This is a genomic window from Edwardsiella anguillarum ET080813 (genome assembly GCF_000264765.2).
GTDB classification, from domain to species: Bacteria; Pseudomonadota; Gammaproteobacteria; order Enterobacterales; family Enterobacteriaceae; genus Edwardsiella; species Edwardsiella anguillarum.
The window spans coordinates 3100807-3124557 of the sequence record NZ_CP006664.1; the positions used below are offsets into that span (position 1 = coordinate 3100807).

Consider the following 23751-nt stretch of genomic DNA (forward strand, 5'->3'; position numbering starts at 1 on the left):
TATTGGGCGGCGTTCCAGCTTTCGCCATCAGCAAAGGGTCTTTTCTTCGATAAACGTATTGATCACGCTCATCAAATCGTCAGCCGTCGGCTGACGCAGCGCCTCTTCTGCCAATGCCTTCACATCTTCAAAGTTCGCATTGCGAATGATTTTTTTGATGCGCGGAATTGAGATTGAACTCATGCTGAACTCATCAAGCCCCATGCCCAACAGAAGCAGTGTAGCACGCTCATCGCCAGCCAGTTCACCGCACATACCGGTCCACTTGCCGTGCGCGTGAGATGCATCGATCACCTGTTTAATCAGGGTCAACACTGACGGCGCCATCGGGTTATAGAGATGAGATATCAGCTCATTGCCACGATCTACTGCTAGAGTATACTGGGTTAAGTCATTTGTCCCAATACTAAAGAAGTCAACTTCCTTCGCCAGATGATGGGCGACGGTGGCGGCGGCCGGTGTTTCGACCATCACGCCGACTTCGATGGTTTCATCGAATACTTTGCCCTCTTCGCGCAGCTGCGCTTTCAGCTGCTCCAGCTCCGCTTTCAGCATGCGCACCTCTTCGACCGAGATGATCATCGGGAACATGATACGCAGCTTGCCGAAGGCCGAGGCGCGCAGGATAGCACGCAGCTGGGCATGCAGGATCTCTTTACGATCCAGGCAGATACGAATTGCACGCCAGCCAAGGAATGGGTTTTCTTCTTTCGGCAGGTCCATGTAGGGCAGATCCTTGTCCCCGCCGATGTCCATGGTACGGACGATCACCGCCTGCGAGCCCATGGCTTCGGCAACGGCCTTATACGCCTGGAACTGCTCTTCTTCCGTCGGCAGCGCGTCGCGGTCCATGAACAGGAATTCGGTGCGGTACAGGCCAACGCCCTCTGCGCCGTTGCGTTCGGCGCCGGCGACGTCACGCACGGTACCGATGTTGGCGCAGACTTCCACCTGATGACCATCCAGCGTGATCGCCGGCAGATCCTTCAGCTTGGCCAGTTCGTTCTTCTCGTTGATGTACTGCGTCTGGACGGCTTTCAGCGCGTCGATCGTCTCGGCGGTCGGGTTCAGGTAGATCTTGTTGTTGACCGCGTCCAGAATCAGATAGTCGCCGTTTTTCACCTGCTGAGTCACATCGCTGGTGCCGACGATCGCCGGCAGCTCCAGGGAGCGGGCCATGATGGAGGTGTGGGAAGTACGGCCACCCAGATCGGTAATGAAGCCCAGCACCTTATCCAGGTTCAGCTGCGCGGTTTCAGACGGCGTCAGGTCGGTTGCGACCAGAATGACTTCGTCCTGAATCGCGCCCAGATCGATGATGGTCATGCCGAGAATGTTCTTCAGCAGACGCTTACCGATGTCGCGCACGTCGGCCGCACGCTCTTTCAGGTACTCATCGTCCAGCTCTTCCAGGGCGGTGGCCTGGCCTTCGATAATTTCACGGGCAGCCGCCTCGGCGCTCATGGCGTTATCTTTAATCAGGGCTATGATTTCCTGCTCAAGCTCTTCATCCTCCAGCAACATGATGTGCCCTTCGAAGATCGCCGCTTTCTCTTCCCCGAGGGTTTCGCTGGCTTTCTGACGAATGGCTTCCAGTTGTTGGGCGGCCTTGTCGCGGCCGTCCTTGAAGCGGGCAATCTCCTGCTCGACTTCGTCGGCAGTGATTTTCTTACGGCTGATGACAATCTCGTCTTCTTTCAGAAGAAGCGCCTTACCAAAAGCGATGCCCGGTGATACTAAGATACCTGAAATCATAACCCTACCTTTGACGTTAGACTGGTTTTACCTGGAATGCTGAGCCGTCAGATTTACTCGAGCTCGGCCATCAGTTTTACCAGATGCTCAACGGCTTTCTGCTCGTCTTCACCCTCTGCGGAGATGGTGACGACGGTACCCTGGGTCAGGCCCAGCGTTTGCAGTTTGAACAGGCTTTTGGCGCTGGCGCTCTTACCGTTAGAGGTGACGGTGATGTCAGAAGCGAATGCTTTGGCTTCCTTCACAAACTGAGCGGCAGGGCGGGTATGCAGACCATTCGGAGCGGTGATAGTAACTTCTTGCTGGAACATAGGTTTCCCCAACTATTTTATGTTGAATGTTGTGGAGCTAAAGTTTAGCGCAATCGCTTGGCTTTAGCCTGTCTTTAGGTGCGTATCCGGTACGCTGGCGCCGTGGGCCTCCCCGCGGACAGGATAACGGGGTTCCCCCCTCTCCTGACCGGTTGACGGTGCTCAGCTTACCCCGGTTAAGGCCGCCGTCTGTATCGTTAAATCGATTCAGCGGCCTTTTCATACAAAGCGCGAATAATTTTGCGCTTCAAAATAATGGTCTGGTTAAATACTAGACCCCGGCGATAAAAGCAAGGAGAGGGGGTGGTAAAATTTGAACTGCTCCACAAAAAAAGCACCCAAATGGGTGCTCCTTTGAACAATTCATGCCATCGCATTCGCCGCTCATTCCGGCTCGGGAAACAGGCCGGCAAACAGGGCGGTGCTCAGATAACGTTCACCCGAGGAGGGCAGGATCACCACGATGGTTTTCTCCTGGAACGCCGGCATATTGGCCAGCCGTTCTGCAGCGACGACGGCGGCGCCGGAGGAGATTCCGGCGAGGATCCCCTCTTTACGCATCAGGCGGCGCGCCATGGCGATGGACTCATCGTTGCCGATGCGCTCCACGCGATCGACCAGCGTTAAATCGAGGTTGTCGGGAATAAAACCGGCACCGATGCCCTGGATTTTGTGTGGCCCGGGGACTATCGGGTCTCCGGCGAGCGCCTGGGTGATCACCGGAGAGTCTTCCGGCTCGACGGCCACGACGCTGACATTTTTAGCGCGATCCTGCTTCAGATAGCGGGCGGTGCCGGTCAGGGTGCCGCCGGTGCCGACGCCGGCGATGAAGACATCTACCTGCCCGTCGGTATCCTGCCAGATCTCCGGTCCGGTGGTCTGGCGGTGGATCTCGGGGTTGGCCGGGTTGCTGAACTGCTGCAGCATGACATAGCGCGCCGGATCGCGGGCGACAATCGATTCGGCCTTGCTGATAGCCCCCTTCATCCCCAGGGCGCCGTCGGTCAGGATCAGCTCGGCTCCCAGCCCCTTCAGCAGCTTACGCCGTTCTAGGCTCATGGTCTCGGGCATGGTCAGGGTCAGCTTGTAGCCGCGGGCCGCGGCTACAAAGGCCAGTGCGATGCCAGTGTTGCCGCTGGTCGGCTCAACCAGCTCGACGCCGGGCTTCAGAATACCGCGTTTTTCGGCGTCCCAGATCATGTTGGCGCCGATGCGATCTTTAACGCTAAAGCTGGGATTACGCGACTCTACTTTGGCCAGGATGCGACCGTTGCCGATATGATTGAGACGTACCAGCGGGGTATGTCCGATGGTATGGGAGTTATCTTGATAGATTTTGCTCATGGCCGCTCCTTTGCAGTCGTCTTTATCCGTCATACTGCTAGCAGCATACGCAATAACCCGTTAATAGGAAGTAAATAAAAATTATATCGTTATGAGGGATCACGATAACGGCGCGGGCGGCGCACTCGCGGGGGAGTGCGCCGCGGCAGGATTAGCGATTGATGGCCAGCTCGGCGCGATAGCGATCGACCCACATGGCCGTGGCGCCGCAGATGGCGACCGGCATGATCACCAGATTGACGAAGGGGAGCATGGTAAACAGGCTGACCAGCGCCCCAAACTGCAAGTTGTCGACCTTGTCAGCGCGCAGGGCATCGCGCATGCGCGGGAAACTAACCTTGTGGTTGTCAAAAGGATAATCGCAGTATTGCACCGCCATCATCCAGGCGCTGAACAGAAACCACAGCACGGGGGCCAGGGTCTGGCCGACGCCGGGGATCAGGTACAGCAGCAGCAGCACCAAGGCGCGCGGCAGGTAATAGGCCAGCTTAATCCATTCGCGCTTCAGAATACGCGGCAGATCTTTCATTACGCTCCACAGCCCGCTGTCCGGCAGCGGCTTGCCGGTCAGCTGTCCTTCAAGCTGCTCGGCCAGCAGGCCGTTAAAGGGGGCCGCGACCCAGTTGGCCAGGGTGCTGAAGAAATAGCTGAACACCAGCAGAACCGAGATGACGGCCAGGGGCCACAGCAGGTAGCCCAGCCACTGCAGCCAGTCGGGAACATAGCTCATCAGCGCTGGAATCCAGCGTCCGAGACGATCGAATAGCCACCAAAACGCCAGTCCCATCAGGATGATGTTGACCAGCAGCGGCATCAGCACGTAGCGCTTGATGCCGGGCAGGCGGATCAGGCGCCAGCCCTGGGCAAAATAGTATACGCCGTTGGCGTTGGTCGGCGACTGTGCGCCGCCGGCCGGGGATGTCGTGTTCATTTAACTCCGTCTTATGCTGTTACCGTGGTTGCTCGGGCCGCGGCGCGCTCCGCGATGTGATGGCGGCCAATGGCGCAGCCCGATGACTTATGATATCGGCGGATGCCGTGGGTTACCAGTTAGGACTTGGCTGAAAAAAGAGCAAAATAGAAGGAAAAATCATCTTTATTAACAGAAAGTTTAGTCCAGACTTGCACTTGTCCCAACACCCCAATACATTTATAGATTGAGGGTTTGCCAAAATGGCAATGTAATAAAACAACAGAGATTGCGATGATGCAGGATTTGCGTCTGATATTAATTGTTGTTGGCGCGGTTGCCATAATAGCGTTGTTGCTGCACGGCCTATGGACCAGCCGTAAGGAACGCTCTGCGCTGTTTCGCGATCGTCCGAACAAACGTCAAAAGCCGCGGCGCGACGAGAAACCGTTCTCTGAAATGGATGAAGGGGTCGGTGAGGTGCGCGTGCAGCGCGGCGGCAGCCCGCTTCCTCATCCGGTGGAGCCGGCCATGGGGGCGCTGGGTGAGGAGAGCGACGCGCGTCCCGATCCGCTGGATCTGCGGGAGAGCGAAACGCATCCGCTGGCGTCACCGACGCCGCGCCGCGACGAGACGGTCGATCCCCTGCTGGGCGATCCGCTGTTGGCCGCCGAGCCTGACGAAGCGGTGCCGCTGGCGTCGCCGTCTGCCGCGGTAGACGGCGCGCCTGCGGAGTCTTGCCCGACGGCAGCGGCGGACGAACGCCCCGCGGCGGAGGATGACGGCAAGGTGCGGGAGACGGTACTGGTGATGCACGTTGCGGCGCATCAGGGCAGCAGCATTGGCGGTGAGGTTTTGCTGCAAAGCGTGTTGCAGGCCGGTTTCCAGTACGGTGCGATGAAAATATTCCATCGCCACCTCAACCCGGCTGGCAGTGGGCCGGTGCTGTTCAGCATGGCCAACATGGTGAAGCCGGGAACCTTTGACGTCGAAAATATGGCGGATTTCTCTACGCCGGGCGTGTCGATCTTTATGATGGTGCCCTCGTATGGCGATGCCAGCCAGAACTTTAAGCTGATGCTGCAGTCTGCGCAGCGCATTGCCGACGATGTCGGCGGCGTGGTGCTGGACGATGAGCGGCGGATGATGACCCCGCAAAAGCTAGAAACCTATAAGGCGCGTATTCGTACGGTGCTGGAGAACCTGGGCCGGACCGCGTGACGTGATCGCGCCAGCGCCTTACCAAAACCCCCGTACTCCGGGGGTTTTTTATCATTAAATGGTGGCTTATGACTCCCACGATTGAACAACAACTCGAACAGCTGCGTGACGCGCTGCGCCATCATGAGTATCAATACTACGTTTTGGACGATCCGCAGGTTACCGATGCGGAGTACGATCGCCTGATGGCGCAGCTTAAGCAGCTGGAGGCCGAACACCCGGCGCTGGTGACGGCGGATTCGCCGAGCCAGCGCGTCGGCGGCGCGCCGCTGGCGGCCTTTGGTCAGGTGCGCCACGAGGTGCCGATGCTCTCGTTGGATAACGTATTTGATGAGGAAAGCTATCAGGCGTTTGACAAGCGCCTGCATGAGCGGCTGAAAAGCGGCGAGCCGCTGACCTTTTGCTGTGAGCCAAAGCTGGACGGGCTGGCGGTCAGCCTGCTGTATGAGCAGGGGGTGCTGGTCCGGGCGGCGACGCGCGGCGATGGCAGCACCGGCGAAGATATCACCGCCAACGTGAAAACTATCCGAGCCATTCCGCTGCGCCTGCAGGGAGAGGGGATCCCCGCGCGCATCGAGGTTCGCGGCGAGGTCTTCATGCCGCAGGATGGCTTTGAGGCGATGAATGAGGAGGCGCGCCGGCGCGGTGCGAAGATTTTTGCCAATCCGCGCAACGCCGCCGCCGGATCGCTGCGCCAGCTCGATCCGCGCATTACCGCGCAGCGTCCGCTGACCTTCTACTGCTACGGCTCTGGCCTGCTGGAGGGCGGGGCGCTGCCGGACAGTCACTATCAGTGCCTGCAGCGCTTTAAGTCCTGGGGACTGCCGGTCAGCGAGCGGGTGAGGCTGTGCTGCGGCAGCGCGGAGGTCTTGGCCTACTATCGCCAGACCGAGCAGGAGAGGCCCGGCTTAGGCTTTGATATCGACGGCGTGGTGATCAAGGTGGACGATCTCGCCATCCAGGAGCGGCTGGGCTTTGTCGCCCGCGCGCCGCGCTGGGCGACGGCGTTTAAGTTTCCGGCGCAGGAGCAGATGACGCGGCTAAACGGGGTGGAGTTTCAGGTTGGTCGCACCGGTGCCATCACGCCGGTCGCGCGTCTGGAGCCGGTGCAGGTGGCCGGAGTGACCGTCAGCAACGCGACGCTGCACAACGCGGATGAGATTGAGCGTCTGGATCTACGGATCGGCGATACGGTGATCGTACGCCGCGCTGGCGACGTGATCCCGCAGGTGGTGGGGGTGGTGGAGGCGATGCGTCCGCGCGATGCCCAGGAGATCGGCTTTCCGACCCACTGTCCGGTATGTGGCTCTGAGGTGGAGCGGACGGCGGGCGAGGCGGTGGCACGCTGCAGCGGTGGCCTGATCTGCGCCGCGCAGCGCAAGGAGTCGCTGAAGCATTTTGTGTCGCGCCGCGCGATGGATGTCGAGGGGATGGGCGATAAGGTCATCGAGCAGCTGGTGGATAAAGAGTATGTCGCGACGCCCGCCGATCTGTACCGCCTGAGCGCTGGTAAGCTGACCGGCCTGGAGCGGATGGGGCCCAAGTCGGCCACCAAGCTTATTGCCGCCCTCGATCGCTCGCGGGAAACCACGCTGGCCCGTTTTCTCTTTGCGCTGGGCATCCGCGAGGTGGGGGAGGCGACGGCGGCCAATCTGGCCAGCCACTTTGGCTCCCTACAGGCGCTGCGGGCGGCGGATTTGGAGAGTCTGAAGCAGGTTCCCGAGGTGGGCGAGGTGGTCGCCAGCCACGTCGTCCACTTTTTGAGCGAGGCGCATAACCGTCAGGTGATCGATGAGCTGATCTCCGACGAGGTCGGCATTCGCTGGCCTGAGGGCGCGCCGGCGCAGGCGGCGTCGGCGATCGACAGCCCGTTTGCCGGTAAGACCGTGGTGTTGACCGGTTCACTGAGCGTACTGTCGCGCGATGAGGCGAAGGAGCGTCTGACGGCGTTGGGCGCCCGCGTCAGCGGCAGCGTATCGAAGAAGACCGATCTGGTGATCGCCGGCGATGCGGCGGGCTCCAAGCTGGCGAAGGCCAATGCGCTGGGCATCGAGGTGATCGATGAGGCGCAGATGCTGCGTATGCTGGGGGCATAGCGGCCCCGCCGGGTCTCACGCGCCCGTTGGCTGCCGCTTCCGTGAGCAGACGGCGGGCGGTGATGATGGGATAGGTTAAAGTTGGCGTGCGTTGGCGCCGTTATATATCCCGACGGGCAGCAATCAGTGGAGAGGAACGTATGGCGTTGGGGCCAATAGATATGGCGGGCGGTATGTCGCCGCAGGCGCACGGCGGAGGACAGCTGAGCGCAGAGCTGTTGGATGCGCGCATCGAGCGGCTGCTGCAGGTGTTAAACCGCGGGGATTTAACCCCGGCGCAGCGTGAAAACACGCTGCGCGCCCTGACGGCGCTGCAGCGCGAGCGTACGCTGCTGCAGGCGTTTAGCCAGAGTGAGCCGAGCTCGGCCGCTGCCGCGGGACGGGAGTCTCCGCTGGCCAGCACCCAGCGGGGCGCGGCGGCGATGGCGGCGTCGACGGGACAGCCGGTATCGCGGGTTACTCTGGGGGAGCACGGTCGCATGCTATCGGAGATGGCCAACGTCGAGCGCGCGCTGGAGGTCAAAGAGGGGGCCGATAAGCTGTTTTCGTCCCTGGGCAAGTCGACGCTGCAGGCCGATCCGCTGCGTTCTCCGCTGGAAAACCAGGTGATCGTCGCCAGTCAGCTGGCCGTTCCGCCCGAGGGGGCCGACGACGATCCGCCGCCGGTGACGTCGGTGCTCAACCCTCAGCCGGTTTTTGGTTTCATTCCGGCGCAGTGGATCCCGGGCAGCGTTCGTGTGCAGGCCCGCTCGCCGGCCACGCTGCTGCTGATCGGGATTGTGATACTGCTTATGGTGATCCTGCTGGCCTGGTAGCGCTGCATGCACGGCGCTGCGGCGCCGTCGTGACGCGTTGATCGCCTGTTGTGCGGAATTACGCACGGCGTGACGTTTGTGCTGGATAGTGCTCGGGCAAGGCCGATATACGAATGTAGGAAGGTCATCAGGAACGGACGGAAAGGGAAAATGGTCAGACGCGATCAGATTGGTGGGTGATGACGGGATCGAACCGCCGACCCCCTCCTTGTAAGGGAGGTGCTCTCCCGGCTGAGCTAATCACCCAATCTGGAACCGGTAGGTCAGTACTCTAATGTATGTCAGCTGGAATAGGATGCTATGCTGCCGCAGCTCCATTCAGAGAGGGCTAAAACGCCTGACGTAACCTACCTAAGCGAGGTCAGTCGCTGCGCTAAATAACCATCTTTCATCGAATGAATGGTGGGTCGTGCAGGATTCGAACCTGCGACCAATTGATTAAAAGTCAACTGCTCTACCAACTGAGCTAACGACCCGAGTGGTGGGTGATGACGGGATCGAACCGCCGACCCCCTCCTTGTAAGGGAGGTGCTCTCCCAGCTGAGCTAATCACCCACAACGGTACTGCTGGCGCCCTGCGTTCAAGAAGTGGTGGGTGATGACGGGATCGAACCGCCGACCCCCTCCTTGTAAGGGAGGTGCTCTCCCAGCTGAGCTAATCACCCACTTCTTGAGATGCCGGATTGTTCAGGTTTCAGATTGGTGGGTGATGACGGGATCGAACCGCCGACCCTCTCCTTGTAAGGGAGATGCTCTCCCAGCTGAGCTAATCACCCATCTGGAAACCTGATTCGCGCAATAGAGATTGGTGGGTGATGACGGGATCGAACCGCCGACCCCCTCCTTGTAAGGGAGGTGCTCTCCCAGCTGAGCTAATCACCCAATCTGTATGGCGCTACACGGCGGGACACTCTAAAAGAGTGGTGGGTGATGACGGGATCGAACCGCCGACCCTCTCCTTGTAAGGGAGATGCTCTCCCAGCTGAGCTAATCACCCCCGCTGTGTGAGGCCGCATTATAGGGAGCCGCGGAAAATGGTCAACGCTTTTTTCAAGAAAAACTGTCGTTCGCCGGAAAAACGCCCAACGTGTCGCAGACTTAGCCAAAAGGGGCGGATTTAGCGTCTTTTCCCTGCCGATCCCGGCGCGGCCGGTGGGGGAGGCGCTATGTCGGCGGCGTCGGCTGACGCTGAGCGCGGGTGTGAGGGGGGAATTGCCTAACGACGTTGAGGAATTGAGGGGTAATGGTAAAATGCCGCCCACAGATATTTTGCAGCCCGCTTACCTATACTGGGAAAGGGTGGGTAACCTGCGTAACAAGGCCACTGTTCACATGAAAATTAAAACCCGTTTTGCGCCCAGCCCGACCGGCTATCTGCACGTCGGCGGCGCCCGTACTGCGCTTTACTCTTGGCTGTATGCCCGACATAACCAGGGCGAGTTTGTCCTGCGTATTGAAGATACTGACCTGGAGCGCTCCACGCAGGAGGCTATCGATGCCATTATGGATGGCATGAACTGGCTGAATTTGGATTGGGATGAGGGTCCGTACTACCAGACCAAGCGTTTCGATCGCTACAACCAGGTGATCGATCAGATGCTGGAGCAGGGGACCGCCTATAAATGCTATTGCTCCAAAGAGCATCTGGAGCAGCTGCGCGAAGATCAGATGGCCCGTGGAGAGAAGCCGCGCTATGACGGCCGCTGCCGCCATGACCACAGCCACCATGCCGATGATGAGCCACACGTGGTGCGCTTCCTCAACCCGCAGGAAGGCTCCGTCATTTTTGATGACAAGATCCGTGGCCCGATCGAATTCAGTAACCAGGAGCTGGACGATCTGATCATCCGCCGTACCGATGGCTCACCGACCTATAACTTCTGCGTGGTGATCGATGACTGGGATATGGGGATCACTCACGTTATCCGCGGTGAGGATCACATCAACAATACGCCGCGCCAGATCAACATCCTTAAGGCGCTCGGCGCGCCGGTGCCGGAGTATGCCCACGTTTCGATGATCCTGGGTGACGATGGCAAAAAGCTGTCCAAACGCCACGGCGCCGTCGGCGTCATGCAGTACCGTGACGATGGCTATCTGCCGGAGGCGCTGCTCAACTACCTGGTGCGTCTGGGCTGGGCCCATGGCGATCAGGAGATCTTCAGCGTAGCGGAAATGACGGAGTTCTTTACTCTGGACGCCATCAGCAAGTCAGCCAGCGCCTTTAATACCGAAAAGCTGCAGTGGCTGAACCACCACTATATTAACCATCTGCCGCCGGAGCAGGTCGCCGGGCACCTGGCCTGGCACGTGGCGCAGGCTGGCTATGACATCGCCAACGGTCCGCAACTGACCGAGATCGTGACCCTGCTGGGCGAGCGCTGCAAGACGCTGAAAGAGATGGCGCAGCAGGCCCGCTACTTCTACGAGGAGTTTAGCGAGTTTGACGCCGACGCCGCGAAGAAGCACCTGCGTCCGGTTGCGCGTCAGCCGCTGGAGCTGGCCCGTACCAAGCTGGCCGCCATCGGTGACTGGCAGGTGGAGTCCATTCACCATGCGATTCAGTCAACGGCCGATGAGCTGGAGGTCGGAATGGGCAAGGTCGGCATGCCGCTGCGCGTCGCGGTGACCGGTCAGGGGCAGTCGCCGAGCGTGGACGTGACCATTCACGCTATCGGCCAGGCGCGTGCGCTGGCGCGTATCGATCGCGCGCTGGCGTTTATCGACGAGCGCGCGGCGCAGCAGTAAGCGTCGAGATCGTCAGATATCCAAACCGGCCGCTGGCCGGTTTTTTGTTGTTCAGTCGCCCAGGCGGCGCAGAAACTCGTTGATACCGATACGCAGGATCAGCGAGGTGACCTTTTGGCGCTCCTCTTCGCTCATCTGCAGCAGAATGGAGTACCACACCTTTTCCGGTTGGCTACTGCTGATCAGATACTGCGCCTGTTCGTCACGGGCCAGTAGTTCGTCGATCACCTCCTGCGGAAAACTGCTGATGTGATATTCCACCGCTTTGCCCTGGACGCCGCTGCGTCGCTGTCGGCGCCAGCCTTCGGACTTCGCCCGCTGGTTGATGGCCTGCGGGGTCGATGGAAATCCTCCGATGCCGACCAGCTCTTTAGCCGAGTACCACTCCTTGTTCATGCCGCATTCCTGAATAGAGAGAAGTCAGTCGTATCATTTAACTGTACGAGTAACATGTTTACTCAATGTTAGGGGATGACGCTAGACGGAAAAAGGTAAAATTGTGGATTACCGGGCAGAATTGTTGAGTAAATAGACTGACTTGGCGGCTTTTGCCGCGCTTAACGCAGGAAAGGTAATTAGCCGTTGACAGTGCCGGTGGCCTTGCCCTATCATGCGCCCCGTTCCCGCGATGAAGCGGTGTGTACGGGGCTATAGCTCAGCTGGGAGAGCGCTTGCATGGCATGCAAGAGGTCAGCGGTTCGATCCCGCTTAGCTCCACCACTCTTTTCCAGAGAGAGTGGGTAAGGTACACAGGGTTTGGGAACGGCCACAAACGTGGGGCTATAGCTCAGCTGGGAGAGCGCTTGCATGGCATGCAAGAGGTCAGCGGTTCGATCCCGCTTAGCTCCACCAAATTTACCCGGCGGGCGATAGCCTGCGTCAGGGACCACGATTACGTGGGGCTATAGCTCAGCTGGGAGAGCGCTTGCATGGCATGCAAGAGGTCAGCGGTTCGATCCCGCTTAGCTCCACCAAACTTACCCGGCGGGCGTTAGCCTGTGTCAGGGGCCACGAATACGTGGGGCTATAGCTCAGCTGGGAGAGCGCTTGCATGGCATGCAAGAGGTCAGCGGTTCGATCCCGCTTAGCTCCACCAAAATATCAGGCCGACAGCGATGTCGGCCTTTTTTTGTCTTTTTTTGCCCTTTCTTTGCGGCGTTGTGCAGTGTTCCGGGTATTCTCCTCTTGCCTCTTGCCTCTTGCCTCTTGCCTCTTGCCTCTTGCCTCTTGCCTCTTGCCTCTTGCCTCTTGCCTCTTGCCTCTTGCCTCTTGCCTCTTGCCTCTTGCCTCTTGCCTTTTGCCTCTAGTCACTAAGCCACTCAGTCACTCAGCTGCCTTTCCGTGGGCTCTGGGAGTGGTGGGTGACGCACAGGGAGAGGGCGATAAAAAAGGCGCCCCGTAGGGCGCCTGGCATCGCGATAGCGTGGGTCGTGAATTACAGGAACAGACCCGCGATGGACGCAGAGAGAATGCTGACCAGCGTAGAGCCATAGACCAGCTTCAGGCCGAAGCGGGAGACCACGTTACCCTGGTGCTCATTCAGCCCCTTGATGGCGCCGGCAACGATACCGATAGAAGAGAAATTGGCGAAGGAGACCAGGAACACAGATAGGATCCCCAGGCCGCGCGGCGATAGCTCGCCGGCGATTTTCTGCAGATCAATCATGGCAACGAACTCGTTGGAGACCAGCTTGGTGGCCATGATGCTGCCGGCGTGCAGGGCCTCACCGCTCGGGATCCCCATGATCCAGGCAAACGGGTAGAACACGTAGCCGAGGATGCCCTGGAAGCTAATGCCAAACAGCGTGTCAAACAGGGCGTTGACGGCCGCGATCAGGGCGATGAAGCCAATCAGCATGGCAGAGACGATGATCGCAACCTTGAAGCCGGCCAGGATATATTCCCCCAGCATTTCGAAGAAGCTCTGTCCTTCGTGGGTGTTTTTCAGCTGCAGATCCGACTCACCCTCAACGGAGTAGGGGTTGATCAGGGACAGCACGATAAAGGTGCTGAACATGTTCAATACCAGCGCCGCCACCACATACTTGGGATCCAGCATGGTCATATAGGCGCCGACGATGGACATCGATACGGTAGACATCGCCGTTGCCGCCATGGTGTACATGCGGCGCTCTGACATTTTGCCCAGCACGTCTTTGTAGGCAATGAAGTTTTCAGACTGGCCGAGGATCAGGGAGCTGACGGCGTTGAAGGATTCCAGCTTGCCCATCCCGTTGATCTTGGACAGAACGGTACCGATAGCGCGGATAACGATCGGCAGGACACGGATGTGCTGCAGGATACCGATCAGCGCAGAGATGAAGACGATCGGACACAGGACATTCAGGAAGAAGAAGGCCAGGCCTTTATCGCTCATGTTACCGAAGACAAAGTTGGTACCTTCCGCGGCGAACTTGAGCAGCGTCTCGAAGAAGCCGGAGAAGCCTTTGACGAACCCCAGGCCGATGTCGGAGTTCAGGAAGAAGTAAGCCAGCAGAATTTCCACCACGAGCAACTGAATAATAAAGCGCACGCGGATGCTCTTGCGGTCATGGCTGACCAGCAGGGCGAGTACCGCCACCACCACAAGGGCCAGTAAAAAGTGCAGAATGGGGGACATACTTTGCTCCAAATTATGAGGCAGGCTAAATTTCGCAGCTAATTCTATGTAACGCTGGAACTAAAAACGAGACATTGATTGCATTTATTGAAATTGTTTTCACTTGGTAAGTAAAAAAAGTTAGAAAAGTAACAAAACTGCGCGGGACTGCGGGGGGAAAGGGAGCGCGTTGCGGCTACGTACGGCATAAACCACGCGGGACGGCGGCTGTGCGAATGTGATTAGCATAGCAGAATTACCCGGTGATTACCCTTTGCTGTGAGATTATTTTCAGCGGTCCATTGAGCATACCGATTGCAGGGATAGGTATTAACGCAAAAACGCAGTTGATAATCATTATCATCTATCTATACTGGAGGTAATAGAAACAACGGCAGTAAGGGCATCCTATGTTGAACACTCGGACCGTCGACGGCGTCACCCGCTCCCCTGCGCGCAGGATTAAGATCTCGCTGATGGGGCCCGCCTTCATTGCCGCCATTGGCTATATCGATCCGGGTAACTTCGCCACCAATATCCAGGCCGGCGCCTCGTACGGCTACACCCTGCTGTGGGTGGTGGTATGGGCCAACCTGATGGCGATGCTGATCCAACTGCTGTCCGCCAAGCTGGGGATTGCGACGGGAAAGAACCTAGCCGAGCATATCCGCGATCGTTTCCCGCGCCCGGCGGTATGGGCCTATTGGGTACAGGCCGAGATCATCGCGATGGCCACGGATTTGGCGGAGTTTATCGGCGCCGCCATCGGCTTTAAGCTGCTGCTGGGCGTCAGCCTGCTGCAGGGGGCGATTCTGACCGGGATCGCGACGTTTCTGATCCTGGGGCTACAGCGTCGCGGCCAAAAACCGCTGGAGCTGGTGATCGGGGCGCTGCTGCTGTTTGTCGCCGCCGCCTATATCGTGGAGCTGGTCTTCTCGCGCCCGAGCGTGGCCGGGCTGGCTCAGGGCATGCTGCTGCCGGACCTGCCGACGCAGGATGCGGTGGTGCTGGCCGCCGGCGTCCTGGGGGCGACGATTATGCCACACGTGATCTATCTGCACTCGTCGCTGACCCAAAAAGGCGACCATGGCACTCGGGCGGAGCGCTATGCCTCGACCAAGCTGGACGTGGCGATAGCCATGACCATCGCCGGCTTCGTTAACTTGGCCATGATGGCGACGGCGGCGGCGGCCTTCCACTTTAACGGGCACAGCGGGATCAGCGAGCTGGATCAGGCGTACCTGACGCTGAAGCCCCTGCTCGGCGAGGCCGCTGCCACGATCTTTGGCCTGAGCTTGGTCGCGGCGGGTCTCTCGTCGACGGTGGTGGGGACGCTGGCAGGGCAGGTCGTCATGCAGGGCTTCGTCCATTTCCACATTCCGCTGTGGCTGCGCCGCGCGGTGACCATGCTGCCGTCGTTTATCGTGATCCTGGCCGGCCTGGATGCCACCCGTATTCTGGTGCTCAGCCAGGTTTTACTGAGCTTCGGGATCGCCCTGGCGCTGCTGCCGCTGCTGGCCTTCACCGGTAATCGCGCGCTGATGGGGGATATGGTCAATAGCCGACTGGTACAGGCGCTGGGGAGGGTGATCGTCTTTCTGGTGGTCGGACTTAACCTGTACCTACTGATCACCGTACTGGCCGGTTAATCGTCGTCATCATCGTCGTCGTCGTGATGGCGATGCCAGATCGGGCGACGCCCCTGGTCGTCCCGATCGCCGCGCCATTTCCTGTGGCGCAGCGCGTTCTTCGGCCAGTCATCCAATGGCTCCAGCGCTTTTTCCGACCAATCATCCAGCGGCTCCAGGGCGTTTTCCGACCAGTCATCCAGCGGCTCCAACGCCTCCTCCAACGGATTATCGATGGACAGTTTGACCCCCGGCAATAGGTGCAGATCCGTATCGGCCTGCAGAGGGGCGCAGAGTAGCCACAGCACCGCCAGCAATAGATAACCATTTTTTGCCATTTCTCTCTCCAGATACATCGGATAGCAACGGGATATCGCCCAGTGTAGCGGTTTTGTCCCCTCGCCGGTGGGGCGCCGAGGCTGCCGGCGCCTTTTTGAGAGTTATCCGTATGCCGGAGACAGATCTAAATATGCCCATCGCGGTGCACCACCTGTGCTAGGCTGAGCGGCGTAGCGCGGCGTGAACACCGTCGCGGCTCGGAGGGGCCGCGACAGGGGCGCACGGCGGAGGCCGACTGTACCGCCAGGGGGATGAGGCGCAGGGATGAGTCCCCCGCCGGCGGATGGTGGCATACTGCCCAGTGATAGATACAGGCCCTCCGCAGGTGCGGCGGGGCGGCAGAAACGATCCCGCGAAGAGGCGGGCAGAAAGATAAGGGGAGTGACGGAAAATGAGCCGTTTTGCGTTGGTTGGCGATGTGGGCGGGACCAATGCCCGTCTGGCGCTGTGCTGTCTCGACACGGGGGAGCTCCAGGCGGTGCAGAGCTACCCGGGACAGCAGTTTGATAGCCTGGAGTCGGTCATCCGGACCTATCTGCAGGCGCAGGCGGTATCGGTGACGTCAGCCTGCATCGCGATCGCCTGCCCGATCACAGGCGATCGCGTGGCGATGACCAATCACAGCTGGGCGTTTTCCATCAGCGCGCTGCAGCGTTCTCTGGGGCTGGCGCATCTGTCGGTGATCAACGACTTTACCGCGGTCTCCATGGCGGTGCCGGTTCTCCCGGCGGAGAGCCTGCTGCAGCTGGGCGGCCAGACGGCGCAGCCCGATCGGCCCATCGCTATCTATGGCGCCGGCACCGGGCTGGGCGTCGCTCACCTGATCCGGGCCGGAGAGCGTTGGATCAGCCTGCCGGGTGAGGGGGGCCACGTGGATTTCGCCACCGGTAGCGATGAAGAGGACGCGCTGCTGACGGCGCTGCGCGCCGATCTGGGACGGGTCTCCGCCGAGCGGGTGCTCTCAGGGCCCGGTCTGGTCAATTTGTATCGCGCCGTCGCCCGAGTCGCGGGGCGGATGCCTCAGCCCCTGACGCCGCAGGAGGTCAGCGAGCGGGCGCTGGCCGACCGCTGCCCGGACTGCCGGCGGGCGCTGTCGCTGTTCTGTGTGATGATGGGGCGCTTTGGCGGCAATCTGGCGCTGAATATGGGCACCTTTGGCGGGGTGTATATCGCCGGCGGGATCGTGCCGCGTTTTCTGGCGTTTTTCCGCGACTCCGGCTTTCGTCAGGCGTTTGAGGACAAGGGACGCTTCAAGGCGTACCTCGCGCCGATCCCGGTCTTTCTGATCGTGCACGATAATCCCGGCCTGCTTGGCGCCGGCGCCTACCTGCGTCAGCAGCTGGGTACCCGTCTTTAACGCGCCATCGCCGCCCCCCGTCGCGGGGTGCGGCGCCAGGGAAGCGCGTGCGGATCAGTTCTGCTCATCCCACTCTGCGGCGGCGCTCTCTCCCTCTTCGCTGTCCAGCGGCGGCTGATACTGAAAGTCGTCGTCATCCCACTGATAAAGGGTGCTCTCCTCCTGCCACTCCTCGGTGATTTCGCCGTCGTCGTAGTCGTCATCAAAAATCGCCTGCGCCGCGGCGCCAAAGAACAGCGCGACGCCGTCGCCATCCTCCTGCGTATCCTCATGAAACTCGGCCATCCACAGGGTATCGCCATCCTGCAGGATATATTTTTGCAGGTTGAGCTGACTGACCTGCGGGGCGTCGTCGTCATGCTCGGCTAAAAACGCCTCACGCGCGGCGTCGATGGCTTCATCCAGCGTCAGATACATATCCATGGTGTGCTCCTTCCGGTCGGGTAAAGAGGGGGAGGGCCGCCGGGGCGGGTACCCGCTACGGCGATGACCCTGATGATGTTTTATTGTTGACGTAATCCGCAGGGCTGCAAGGCGCGTGGCAAAAAATTTACTCGGCGCGGGTTGACTAACCTACGGGAGGACAATGACATACACTATATTGGCTGCTATGGTCAGACAGGAGCGGTACGGCGGCAGGCCGTGCGCACCGCATTTTTGAGTGAATAACGCGGCCTCCGGCGATCGGCCGGGGGCGCTGCTTTAGATAAGGTTAACGCTGATGCAAACCATGAAAGTGATTTTTCACGTCTCTGAGGCTGCCAACTGTCTGCACGCATTCAATAACGCCCGTAACCTGATGGCCATCCGCGATGGTCAGCCGACGGAGATTCATATTTTGTTCAACGGCTCGGCCATCAGTACACTGCTGGCGGATAGCGAGGAGTCGCCGCGCTGGGAGACGCTGCAGATGCAGGGGATCGCGCTGTTTGGCTGCGAGAATAGCATGCGGGCGAACGGGATCTCCGCCGATCAGCTCTTGATGGGCGTACATACGGTGCCGGCGGGAATGTTGTCGCTGGTGGAGCATCAGCAGCAGGGATTCCTGTATATAAAACCCTAAGCACGATCCGCAGGCGGAACCTTCCGCCTGCGCTAAATGAGAAAGCCTTTCATACTGTCTCAAATTAACGACAATCCAATTTGTTCCGCTGTCGCAAATTAACGACAATTTAGGCGAGAGTCCGAAAAATATTTTACGGATAAAAAAACGGTTTATGGAAACTTATTATGCTGCACTCTATTCAGGTGTGCATTTTTAAATCTACAGCGCGAATAGTTTAGCCGCTAAATGGTTAAAATCGGACAAAAGCATTAGCAGTGGAACTATTTTAATTTGTTGTTTTTTATGTAAAATCACTCATCACTTCATCCGTGTAACGGGATGTGCTGGGCCGATGGCCCCGCGAGTATTATCCGCTTGTTGTCTGTAGGGTAACTAATCCATTACTATAGCCGCAGCAAGTAACTTAATTACCATGTTGTTAGGTTTGGTTGAGCACCATCAGGGGGGTATGTGCTTACACGTTTAATCTCCATTCGGCCGACATCGCGCTCTGTTTCCGGGCTGGCTGTATCAATGTTAATGATGTTTGCCAGCGCGCAGGCGTGGGCATTTTCATTGGATGACGTTGCCGCACAGGCACAGAAGCTGGCAGAGCAGTCTTATAAGGCACCCAAAAGCAATCTGCCGTCCGAGTTTCGCAATATGAAGTTTGCTGACTATCAGCAGATTCAGTTTAACAACGACAAACTGTACTGGACAGGGCAGAAGAACCCGTTCCGTCTGGCCTTTTACCACCAGGGGATGTACTTCGACACGCCGGTGAAGATCAATGAGGTGACGGCGACGTCGGTGAAGGAGATCAAGTACAGCCCGGACTACTTCAACTTTGGTTCCGTTAAGCATGACAAGGATGCGGTGAAGGATCTGGGGTTCGCCGGGTTTAAGGTGCTGTACCCGATCAATAAGGCGGGTAAAGACGATGAGATCATGAGCATGCTCGGCGCCAGCTACTTCCGGGTGATCGGTAAAGGGCAGGTGTATGGCCTGTCTGCCCGCGGCCTGGCGATTGACACCGCGCTGCCCTCTGGCGAGGAGTTCCCGCGTTTCCGCGAGTTCTGGATCGAGCGTCCGAAGCCGCAGGATAAGCACCTGGTGATTTTTGCCCTGTTGGACTCGCCGCGTGCGACGGGGGCCTACCGCTTTATCCTGCGCCCGGGTACGGATACCGTAGTGGATGTGCAGGCCCGCGTCTTCCTGCGCGATAAGGTGGGGGTGCTGGGCATCGCTCCGCTGACCAGCATGTACCTGTTCGGTGCCAATCAGCCGTCGACGACGGTGAACTACCGCCCGCAGCTGCATGACTCCGAGGGGCTGTCGATCGCCTCCGGTAACGGCGAGTGGATCTGGCGTCCGCTGAATAACCCGAAACACCTCGCCGTCAGCACCTTCAGCGTCGACGATCTAAAAGGCTTCGGCCTGCTGCAGCGTACCCGCGACTTCAGCGCCTATCAGGATCTGGATGACCGCTACGATCTGCGCCCGAGCGCCTGGATTGAGCCGCGCGGTAACTGGGGGAAAGGCAAGGTTGAGCTGGTTGAGATCCCGACCGCTGATGAAACCAACGACAATATCGTCGCCTTCTGGATCCCAGACAGCCTGCCGCCGATCGGAAAGCCGCTGGACGTGGCCTACCGCCTGATCTTTACTCGCGACGAAGCCAAGCTGCACAGCCCCGATCTGGCCTGGGTGAAAAGCACCCTGCGCTCCGCCGGTGACGTGAAGCAGTCCAACCTGATCCGCGAAGCGGACGGCAGCACCGCGCTGCTGGTGGACTTTGTCGGCCCGGTACTGAAAGGGCTGGAGCCGGATGCGCCGGTAACGACGCAGGTGACCACCGACGACAATACTAAGCTGCTGGAGAACAGTCTGCACTATAATCCAGTGACCAAGGGATGGCGTCTGACGCTGCGCTTTAAGGTTAACGATCCGAAGAAGCCGGTGGAAATGCGCGCTTATCTGATCAAGGACGGTAAGCCGCTGAGCGAAACCTGGAGCTATCAGTTACCTGCCAATGAATAAATCTCAGGAAAATGCCAACGCCTACCTACAGGCGTTGGCGCCGGACGCGGAGCAACGGGCCGCGCTCGATCAGCACCTCTCCCATCCGCCGCGTTCCGTGGAGGATGTTCATCTGTCGCTCGCCGCTGCGGACGCCGGCGAGGGCGAGGGCGCCGAGGCTGCGCTGCGCTCCGTGGCCGCCCGTCTCGATTTAGGCTGGCGCGATGGGGAGCATCAGCGGGCGGCGCTGGTGCAGGATCAGGCGGGTCATACCGCCATCAAGGCCATGCCGACGATCCGCCGGACCTCCATGTTTCCGGAGATCTGGCGCACCAACCCGTTCATTCGTCTGTGGGAGCGGCTGCTGGGGCGTACGCCGCCGCCAAAGCATACCTTTCAGAGCCATCAGGAGGCCGAGGCCGACAAGCGCTGGCGTCGGATGGGCTCTCTACGTCGCTGGGTGCTGCTACTGCTGACCTTTGGACAGACGGCGATCGCCACCTGGTATATGAAGACTATCCTGCCCTACCAGGGGTGGGATATGGTCGATCCGATGTCGATTTTCCACGGTAAGCCGCTGATGCAGTACACGCTGGAGCTGCTGCCCTATGTGCTGCAGTTCGGCATCCTGATCCTGTTCGCCATCCTGTTCTGCTGGGTTTCCGCCGGCTTTTGGACGGCGCTGATGGGCTTTTTGCAGCTGCTGATCGGGCGGGATAAATACAGTATCTCCGCCAGTACCGTCGGCGATGAGCCGATCGATCCGGCGCATCGGACCGCGCTGATCATGCCTATCTGCAACGAAGACGTCTCGCGGGTGTTCGCCGGGCTGCGCGCCACCTATGAATCCGTGGTGGCGACCGGTCAGCTGGCGCACTTTGACGTCTTTATCCTGAGCGATAGCAGCGATCCTGACATTTGCGTGGCCGAGCAGAAGGCCTGGATGGAGCTGTGCCAGGAGGTCGACGGCGCGGGGCACATCTTCTACCGCCGCCGTCGCCGCCGCGTGAAGCGTAAGTCCGGCAACATCGACGACTTTTGCCGTCGTTGGGGCGGAAACTACAGCTATATGGTGATCCTGGACGCCGACAGCGTGATGAGCGGCGAGTGCCTGACCGGACTGGTTCGCCTGATGGAGGCCAACCCGACCGCCGGTATCATCCAGACCGCGCCGAAGGCCACCGGCATGGATACGCTGTATGCGCGTGTTCAGCAGTTTGCGACCCGCGTATATGGTCCGCTGTTTACCGCCGGCCTGCACTTCTGGCAGCTAGGGGAGTCCCACTACTGGGGGCACAACGCGATTATCCGCGTGAAGCCGTTTATCGAACACTGCGCTCTGGCGCCGCTGCCCGGCAGCGGGACGTTTGCCGGCTCGATCCTCTCCCATGACTTCGTCGAGGCGGCGTTGATGCGCCGCGCCGGCTGGGGTGTCTGGATAGCCTACGATCTGCCCGGCTCCTATGAGGAGCTGCCGCCTAACCTGCTGGATGAGCTGAAGCGCGACCGCCGCTGGTGTCAGGGCAACCTGATGAACTTCAGGCTGTTTTTCGTCAAGGGCATGCATCCCGTGCACCGGGCAGTGTTCCTGACCGGGGTGATGTCTTACCTATCGGCGCCGCTGTGGTTCCTGTTCTTGATGCTGTCGACCGCGCTGCAGGTGGTGCACACGCTGATGGAGCCGCAGTATTTCCTGCAGCCGCGTCAGCTGTTCCCCGTCTGGCCGCAGTGGCGTCCAGAGCTGGCGATCGCCCTGTTCTCGACAACCTTGGTGCTGCTGTTCCTGCCCAAGCTGTTGAGCGTGGTGCTGATCTGGGCCAAGGGGTCGCGTCAGTTCGGCGGGCCGCTGCGCCTGCTGGCCTCGATGCTGCTGGAGATGCTGTTCTCGGTGCTGCTGGCGCCGGTGCGGATGATCTTCCACACCGTCTTTGTGGTCAGCGCGTTCCTTGGTTGGTCGATCACCTGGCAGTCGCCGCAGCGTGACGACGACGCCACGCCCTGGAGCGAGGCTTTCCGTCGCCACGGATCGCAGATGCTGCTGGGGCTGGTCTGGGCCGGGGGCATGGCAGTGCTGGATCTGCGCTTCCTGTGGTGGCTGTCGCCTATCGTGGTGTCGCTGATCCTGTCGCCGTTCGTCTCGGTGATCACCAGCCGTCGTACCCTGGGGCTGCAGTGCAAGCGCGCCAAGCTGTTCCTGATCCCCGAGGAGTACCAGCCGCCGATCGAGATGGCTGCCACCGAGCGCTATGTGGCGCTGAATCATCAGCGTCTGCTTGACGATGGCTTTATGCACGCCCTGCTGGATCCGTTGTACAACGCGCTGGCTTGCGGTATGGCCACGGCGCGTCACCGCAATCATCCGCTGATTGCTCGCGACAGGGATGCACGGGTGGCCCATGCGCTGGCCGAGTCGCCGCGAACTCTGGGCAAGGCGGAGCGTCTGACGCTATTGAGTGACCCGGTGGTGATGGCGCGTCTGCATCAGGCGCTGTGGGCCGATCCGGAGCGCTACAGTCAGTGGCATACGGCCTACCGTCAGCTGGCGCCGGCCTACCGTCTGTCGACCTCCGCGTGACGGCTCCGGAATTCAGCCCCATGCGTGTGCGGGGCTGAACCGATAAGCTAACCCCCTGTGAGCGCTATGCTGGCAGGGGGTTTTTCTATGGTAAAGAGACGCGTGTGGACGGCTCCCCCGTAGAGGGGGCGTAGTACGGTCATCGTGCGATTATTTCATTCGCTGAAAATAGTGCATTAGAAATAGATATACCCCGCGATTTTTCTCTGCCGATCTCTTTGAGAGTATTACCGCTTTCTATAGCAGGCCTAAGGCTGCCGTTGCCCATTTGGCTACGTCACAAAGCGGTGCTCACATAGCTTTTGTAGTGATAAGCGTGTTATTGGCTGTCATTGCATAAACTCAATGAGGGTAGAAATAGCGAGGCTAATCTATTAGGATAATCCAGCGCCGAGTCAATTATTTCTAATTTCAATGTTATCTTAGTGAGTTATATAATAATGAATATATCAATCAGGTTAGCCAATTCGCTTGGCTGTTCTGTTGCTGGGACTGCTGTCATATATAGTATTATTAACGCATTTAAAAGTTCAAAAATATCTGTCGTAACTAAATTTCCTACGCTTCTATATGGTATCTATGATATAGATGTCATCTCTACGACATCAGATTTCGGCGGTAGCTACTGCGTTGATCTCAGAAAATATACGGCGCGGAGACCTCATAATTCTTTCCCTCCACGACCTAGTTATTACCATAGGGAGATGGCTGAAGAGCAACTTAAATGCACATTACCGAACTTTGAGCCTAACTATATTTACAATCGAGAGAGATAGCGTTTGCACACACAGAGCTTAGACGATACAAAAAGCCTATAGTGTGGCTACAAACAGTAACTACAAGCTCCAACCGTAATTGGTCTATAGATAATTGGAGGAATCTTATCAATTTGTTTAAGTCAGAATGTACTTTCATCGATCTCTCACATGCAGGTTACTCGTTGCGAGAGTCTCTTGCTATCACAACGCAATGCCAAGCTGGAATCTGTC

General features: G+C 59.0%; 17 protein-coding genes and 11 tRNA genes. 13 read left to right on the forward strand and 15 right to left on the reverse strand.

Annotation, left to right across the window (positions count from 1 at the left end):
- Positions 1–27: 27 nt before the first annotated feature.
- From ptsI to cysZ, 4 genes are all read right to left on the reverse strand, one after another.
- Positions 28–1755, reverse strand: a complete 1728-nt coding sequence (gene ptsI / locus ETEE_RS13955) for a phosphoenolpyruvate-protein phosphotransferase PtsI (RefSeq protein ID WP_034163513.1) — start codon at positions 1753–1755, stop codon at positions 28–30.
- 53 nt (positions 1756–1808) lie between these two features.
- Positions 1809–2066: a phosphocarrier protein Hpr gene (gene ptsH / locus ETEE_RS13960; protein ID WP_034163512.1), complete on the reverse strand. Its 258-nt coding sequence runs from the start codon at positions 2064–2066 to the stop codon at positions 1809–1811.
- A 384-nt stretch (positions 2067–2450) separates the two neighbouring features.
- On the reverse strand, positions 2451–3410 hold the full coding sequence (gene cysK / locus ETEE_RS13965; RefSeq protein WP_034163511.1) for a cysteine synthase A: 960 nt from the start codon (positions 3408–3410) through the stop codon (positions 2451–2453).
- A 151-nt stretch (positions 3411–3561) separates the two neighbouring features.
- On the reverse strand, positions 3562–4341 hold the full coding sequence (cysZ, locus tag ETEE_RS13970; RefSeq protein WP_034163510.1) for a sulfate transporter CysZ: 780 nt from the start codon (positions 4339–4341) through the stop codon (positions 3562–3564).
- Positions 4342–4614: 273 nt separating this feature from the next.
- On the opposite strand from cysZ, the gene zipA reads away from it, so the two are divergent.
- The 3 genes from zipA to ETEE_RS13985 all read left to right on the forward strand — a co-directional run bounded on the left by zipA (position 4615) and on the right by ETEE_RS13985 (position 8452).
- On the forward strand, positions 4615–5541 hold the full coding sequence (zipA, locus tag ETEE_RS13975) for a cell division protein ZipA (RefSeq protein ID WP_034163509.1): 927 nt from the start codon (positions 4615–4617) through the stop codon (positions 5539–5541).
- Positions 5542–5609: 68 nt separating this feature from the next.
- Positions 5610–7637, forward strand: a complete 2028-nt coding sequence (gene ligA, locus ETEE_RS13980; RefSeq protein WP_034163508.1) for an NAD-dependent DNA ligase LigA — start codon at positions 5610–5612, stop codon at positions 7635–7637.
- A 140-nt stretch (positions 7638–7777) separates the two neighbouring features.
- The gene (locus ETEE_RS13985) at positions 7778–8452 is read left to right on the forward strand and encodes a hypothetical protein (protein ID WP_034163507.1); all 675 of its coding nucleotides are present in this window, start codon (positions 7778–7780) and stop codon (positions 8450–8452) included.
- A gap of 170 nt (positions 8453–8622) precedes the next feature.
- On the opposite strand, the gene ETEE_RS13990 is transcribed toward ETEE_RS13985, so the two are convergent.
- The 7 genes from ETEE_RS13990 to ETEE_RS14020 form a co-directional block, all read right to left on the reverse strand.
- Positions 8623–8698, reverse strand: a tRNA-Val gene (locus ETEE_RS13990).
- A 154-nt stretch (positions 8699–8852) separates the two neighbouring features.
- Positions 8853–8928, reverse strand: a tRNA-Lys gene (locus ETEE_RS13995).
- Positions 8929–8931: 3 nt separating this feature from the next.
- A tRNA-Val gene (locus tag ETEE_RS14000) sits at positions 8932–9007 on the reverse strand.
- Positions 9008–9041: 34 nt separating this feature from the next.
- Positions 9042–9117 (reverse strand) — tRNA-Val (locus tag ETEE_RS14005).
- Positions 9118–9152: 35 nt separating this feature from the next.
- Positions 9153–9228, reverse strand: a tRNA-Val gene (locus ETEE_RS14010).
- 30 nt (positions 9229–9258) lie between these two features.
- A tRNA-Val gene (locus ETEE_RS14015) sits at positions 9259–9334 on the reverse strand.
- Between the two features lie 39 nt (positions 9335–9373).
- Positions 9374–9449: transfer RNA gene (locus ETEE_RS14020), tRNA-Val, on the reverse strand.
- 335 nt (positions 9450–9784) lie between these two features.
- Here ETEE_RS14020 and gltX point away from each other — a divergent pair.
- The gene (gene gltX, locus ETEE_RS14025; RefSeq protein WP_034163506.1) at positions 9785–11200 is read left to right on the forward strand and encodes a glutamate--tRNA ligase; all 1416 of its coding nucleotides are present in this window, start codon (positions 9785–9787) and stop codon (positions 11198–11200) included.
- A 51-nt stretch (positions 11201–11251) separates the two neighbouring features.
- On the opposite strand, the gene ETEE_RS14030 is transcribed toward gltX, so the two are convergent.
- The gene (locus tag ETEE_RS14030) at positions 11252–11596 is read right to left on the reverse strand and encodes a DNA-binding protein (RefSeq protein ID WP_034163505.1); all 345 of its coding nucleotides are present in this window, start codon (positions 11594–11596) and stop codon (positions 11252–11254) included.
- 248 nt (positions 11597–11844) lie between these two features.
- Between ETEE_RS14030 and ETEE_RS14035 the strand changes: the two genes are divergently transcribed.
- The 4 genes from ETEE_RS14035 (at position 11845) to ETEE_RS14050 (ending at position 12296) form a co-directional block, all read left to right on the forward strand.
- Positions 11845–11920, forward strand: a tRNA-Ala gene (locus tag ETEE_RS14035).
- 56 nt (positions 11921–11976) lie between these two features.
- A tRNA-Ala gene (locus tag ETEE_RS14040) sits at positions 11977–12052 on the forward strand.
- Between the two features lie 46 nt (positions 12053–12098).
- Positions 12099–12174, forward strand: a tRNA-Ala gene (locus tag ETEE_RS14045).
- Positions 12175–12220: 46 nt separating this feature from the next.
- Positions 12221–12296: transfer RNA gene (locus tag ETEE_RS14050), tRNA-Ala, on the forward strand.
- A gap of 339 nt (positions 12297–12635) precedes the next feature.
- On the opposite strand, the gene ETEE_RS14055 is transcribed toward ETEE_RS14050, so the two are convergent.
- Positions 12636–13820 carry a NupC/NupG family nucleoside CNT transporter gene (locus ETEE_RS14055; RefSeq protein ID WP_034164984.1) on the reverse strand — a complete coding sequence of 395 codons (1185 nt, stop codon included), beginning with the start codon at positions 13818–13820 and terminating at the stop codon, positions 12636–12638.
- Positions 13821–14209: 389 nt separating this feature from the next.
- On the opposite strand from ETEE_RS14055, the gene ETEE_RS14060 reads away from it, so the two are divergent.
- On the forward strand, positions 14210–15448 hold the full coding sequence (locus ETEE_RS14060) for an Nramp family divalent metal transporter (RefSeq protein ID WP_034164985.1): 1239 nt from the start codon (positions 14210–14212) through the stop codon (positions 15446–15448).
- Here the strand turns inward: ETEE_RS14060 and ETEE_RS14065 are convergent.
- Positions 15445–15765, reverse strand: coding sequence for a hypothetical protein (locus ETEE_RS14065; RefSeq protein WP_034164986.1), 321 nt, complete (start codon positions 15763–15765; stop codon positions 15445–15447). The genes ETEE_RS14060 and ETEE_RS14065 overlap by 4 nt on opposite strands.
- A 392-nt stretch (positions 15766–16157) precedes the next feature.
- Between ETEE_RS14065 and glk the strand changes: the two genes are divergently transcribed.
- Positions 16158–17123, forward strand: a complete 966-nt coding sequence (glk, locus tag ETEE_RS14070; RefSeq protein WP_034164987.1) for a glucokinase — start codon at positions 16158–16160, stop codon at positions 17121–17123.
- Between the two features lie 54 nt (positions 17124–17177).
- Here glk and ETEE_RS14075 read toward each other — a convergent pair whose 3' ends face one another.
- Positions 17178–17546, reverse strand: a complete 369-nt coding sequence (locus ETEE_RS14075) for a MysB family protein (RefSeq protein WP_034164988.1) — start codon at positions 17544–17546, stop codon at positions 17178–17180.
- 298 nt (positions 17547–17844) lie between these two features.
- Between ETEE_RS14075 and ETEE_RS14080 the strand changes: the two genes are divergently transcribed.
- The 3 genes from ETEE_RS14080 (at position 17845) to mdoH (ending at position 22762) form a co-directional block, all read left to right on the forward strand.
- Positions 17845–18186 (forward strand): DsrE family protein, encoded by a 342-nt coding sequence (locus tag ETEE_RS14080; RefSeq protein ID WP_034164989.1) that lies wholly within the window; start codon positions 17845–17847, stop codon positions 18184–18186.
- Between the two features lie 525 nt (positions 18187–18711).
- Positions 18712–20208: a glucan biosynthesis protein G gene (locus tag ETEE_RS14085; RefSeq protein WP_117026474.1), complete on the forward strand. Its 1497-nt coding sequence runs from the start codon at positions 18712–18714 to the stop codon at positions 20206–20208.
- Positions 20201–22762 carry a glucans biosynthesis glucosyltransferase MdoH gene (gene mdoH / locus ETEE_RS14090; RefSeq protein WP_034164991.1) on the forward strand — a complete coding sequence of 854 codons (2562 nt, stop codon included), beginning with the start codon at positions 20201–20203 and terminating at the stop codon, positions 22760–22762. The genes ETEE_RS14085 and mdoH overlap by 8 nt, the downstream gene beginning before the upstream one ends.
- Positions 22763–23751: the final 989 nt, after the last annotated feature.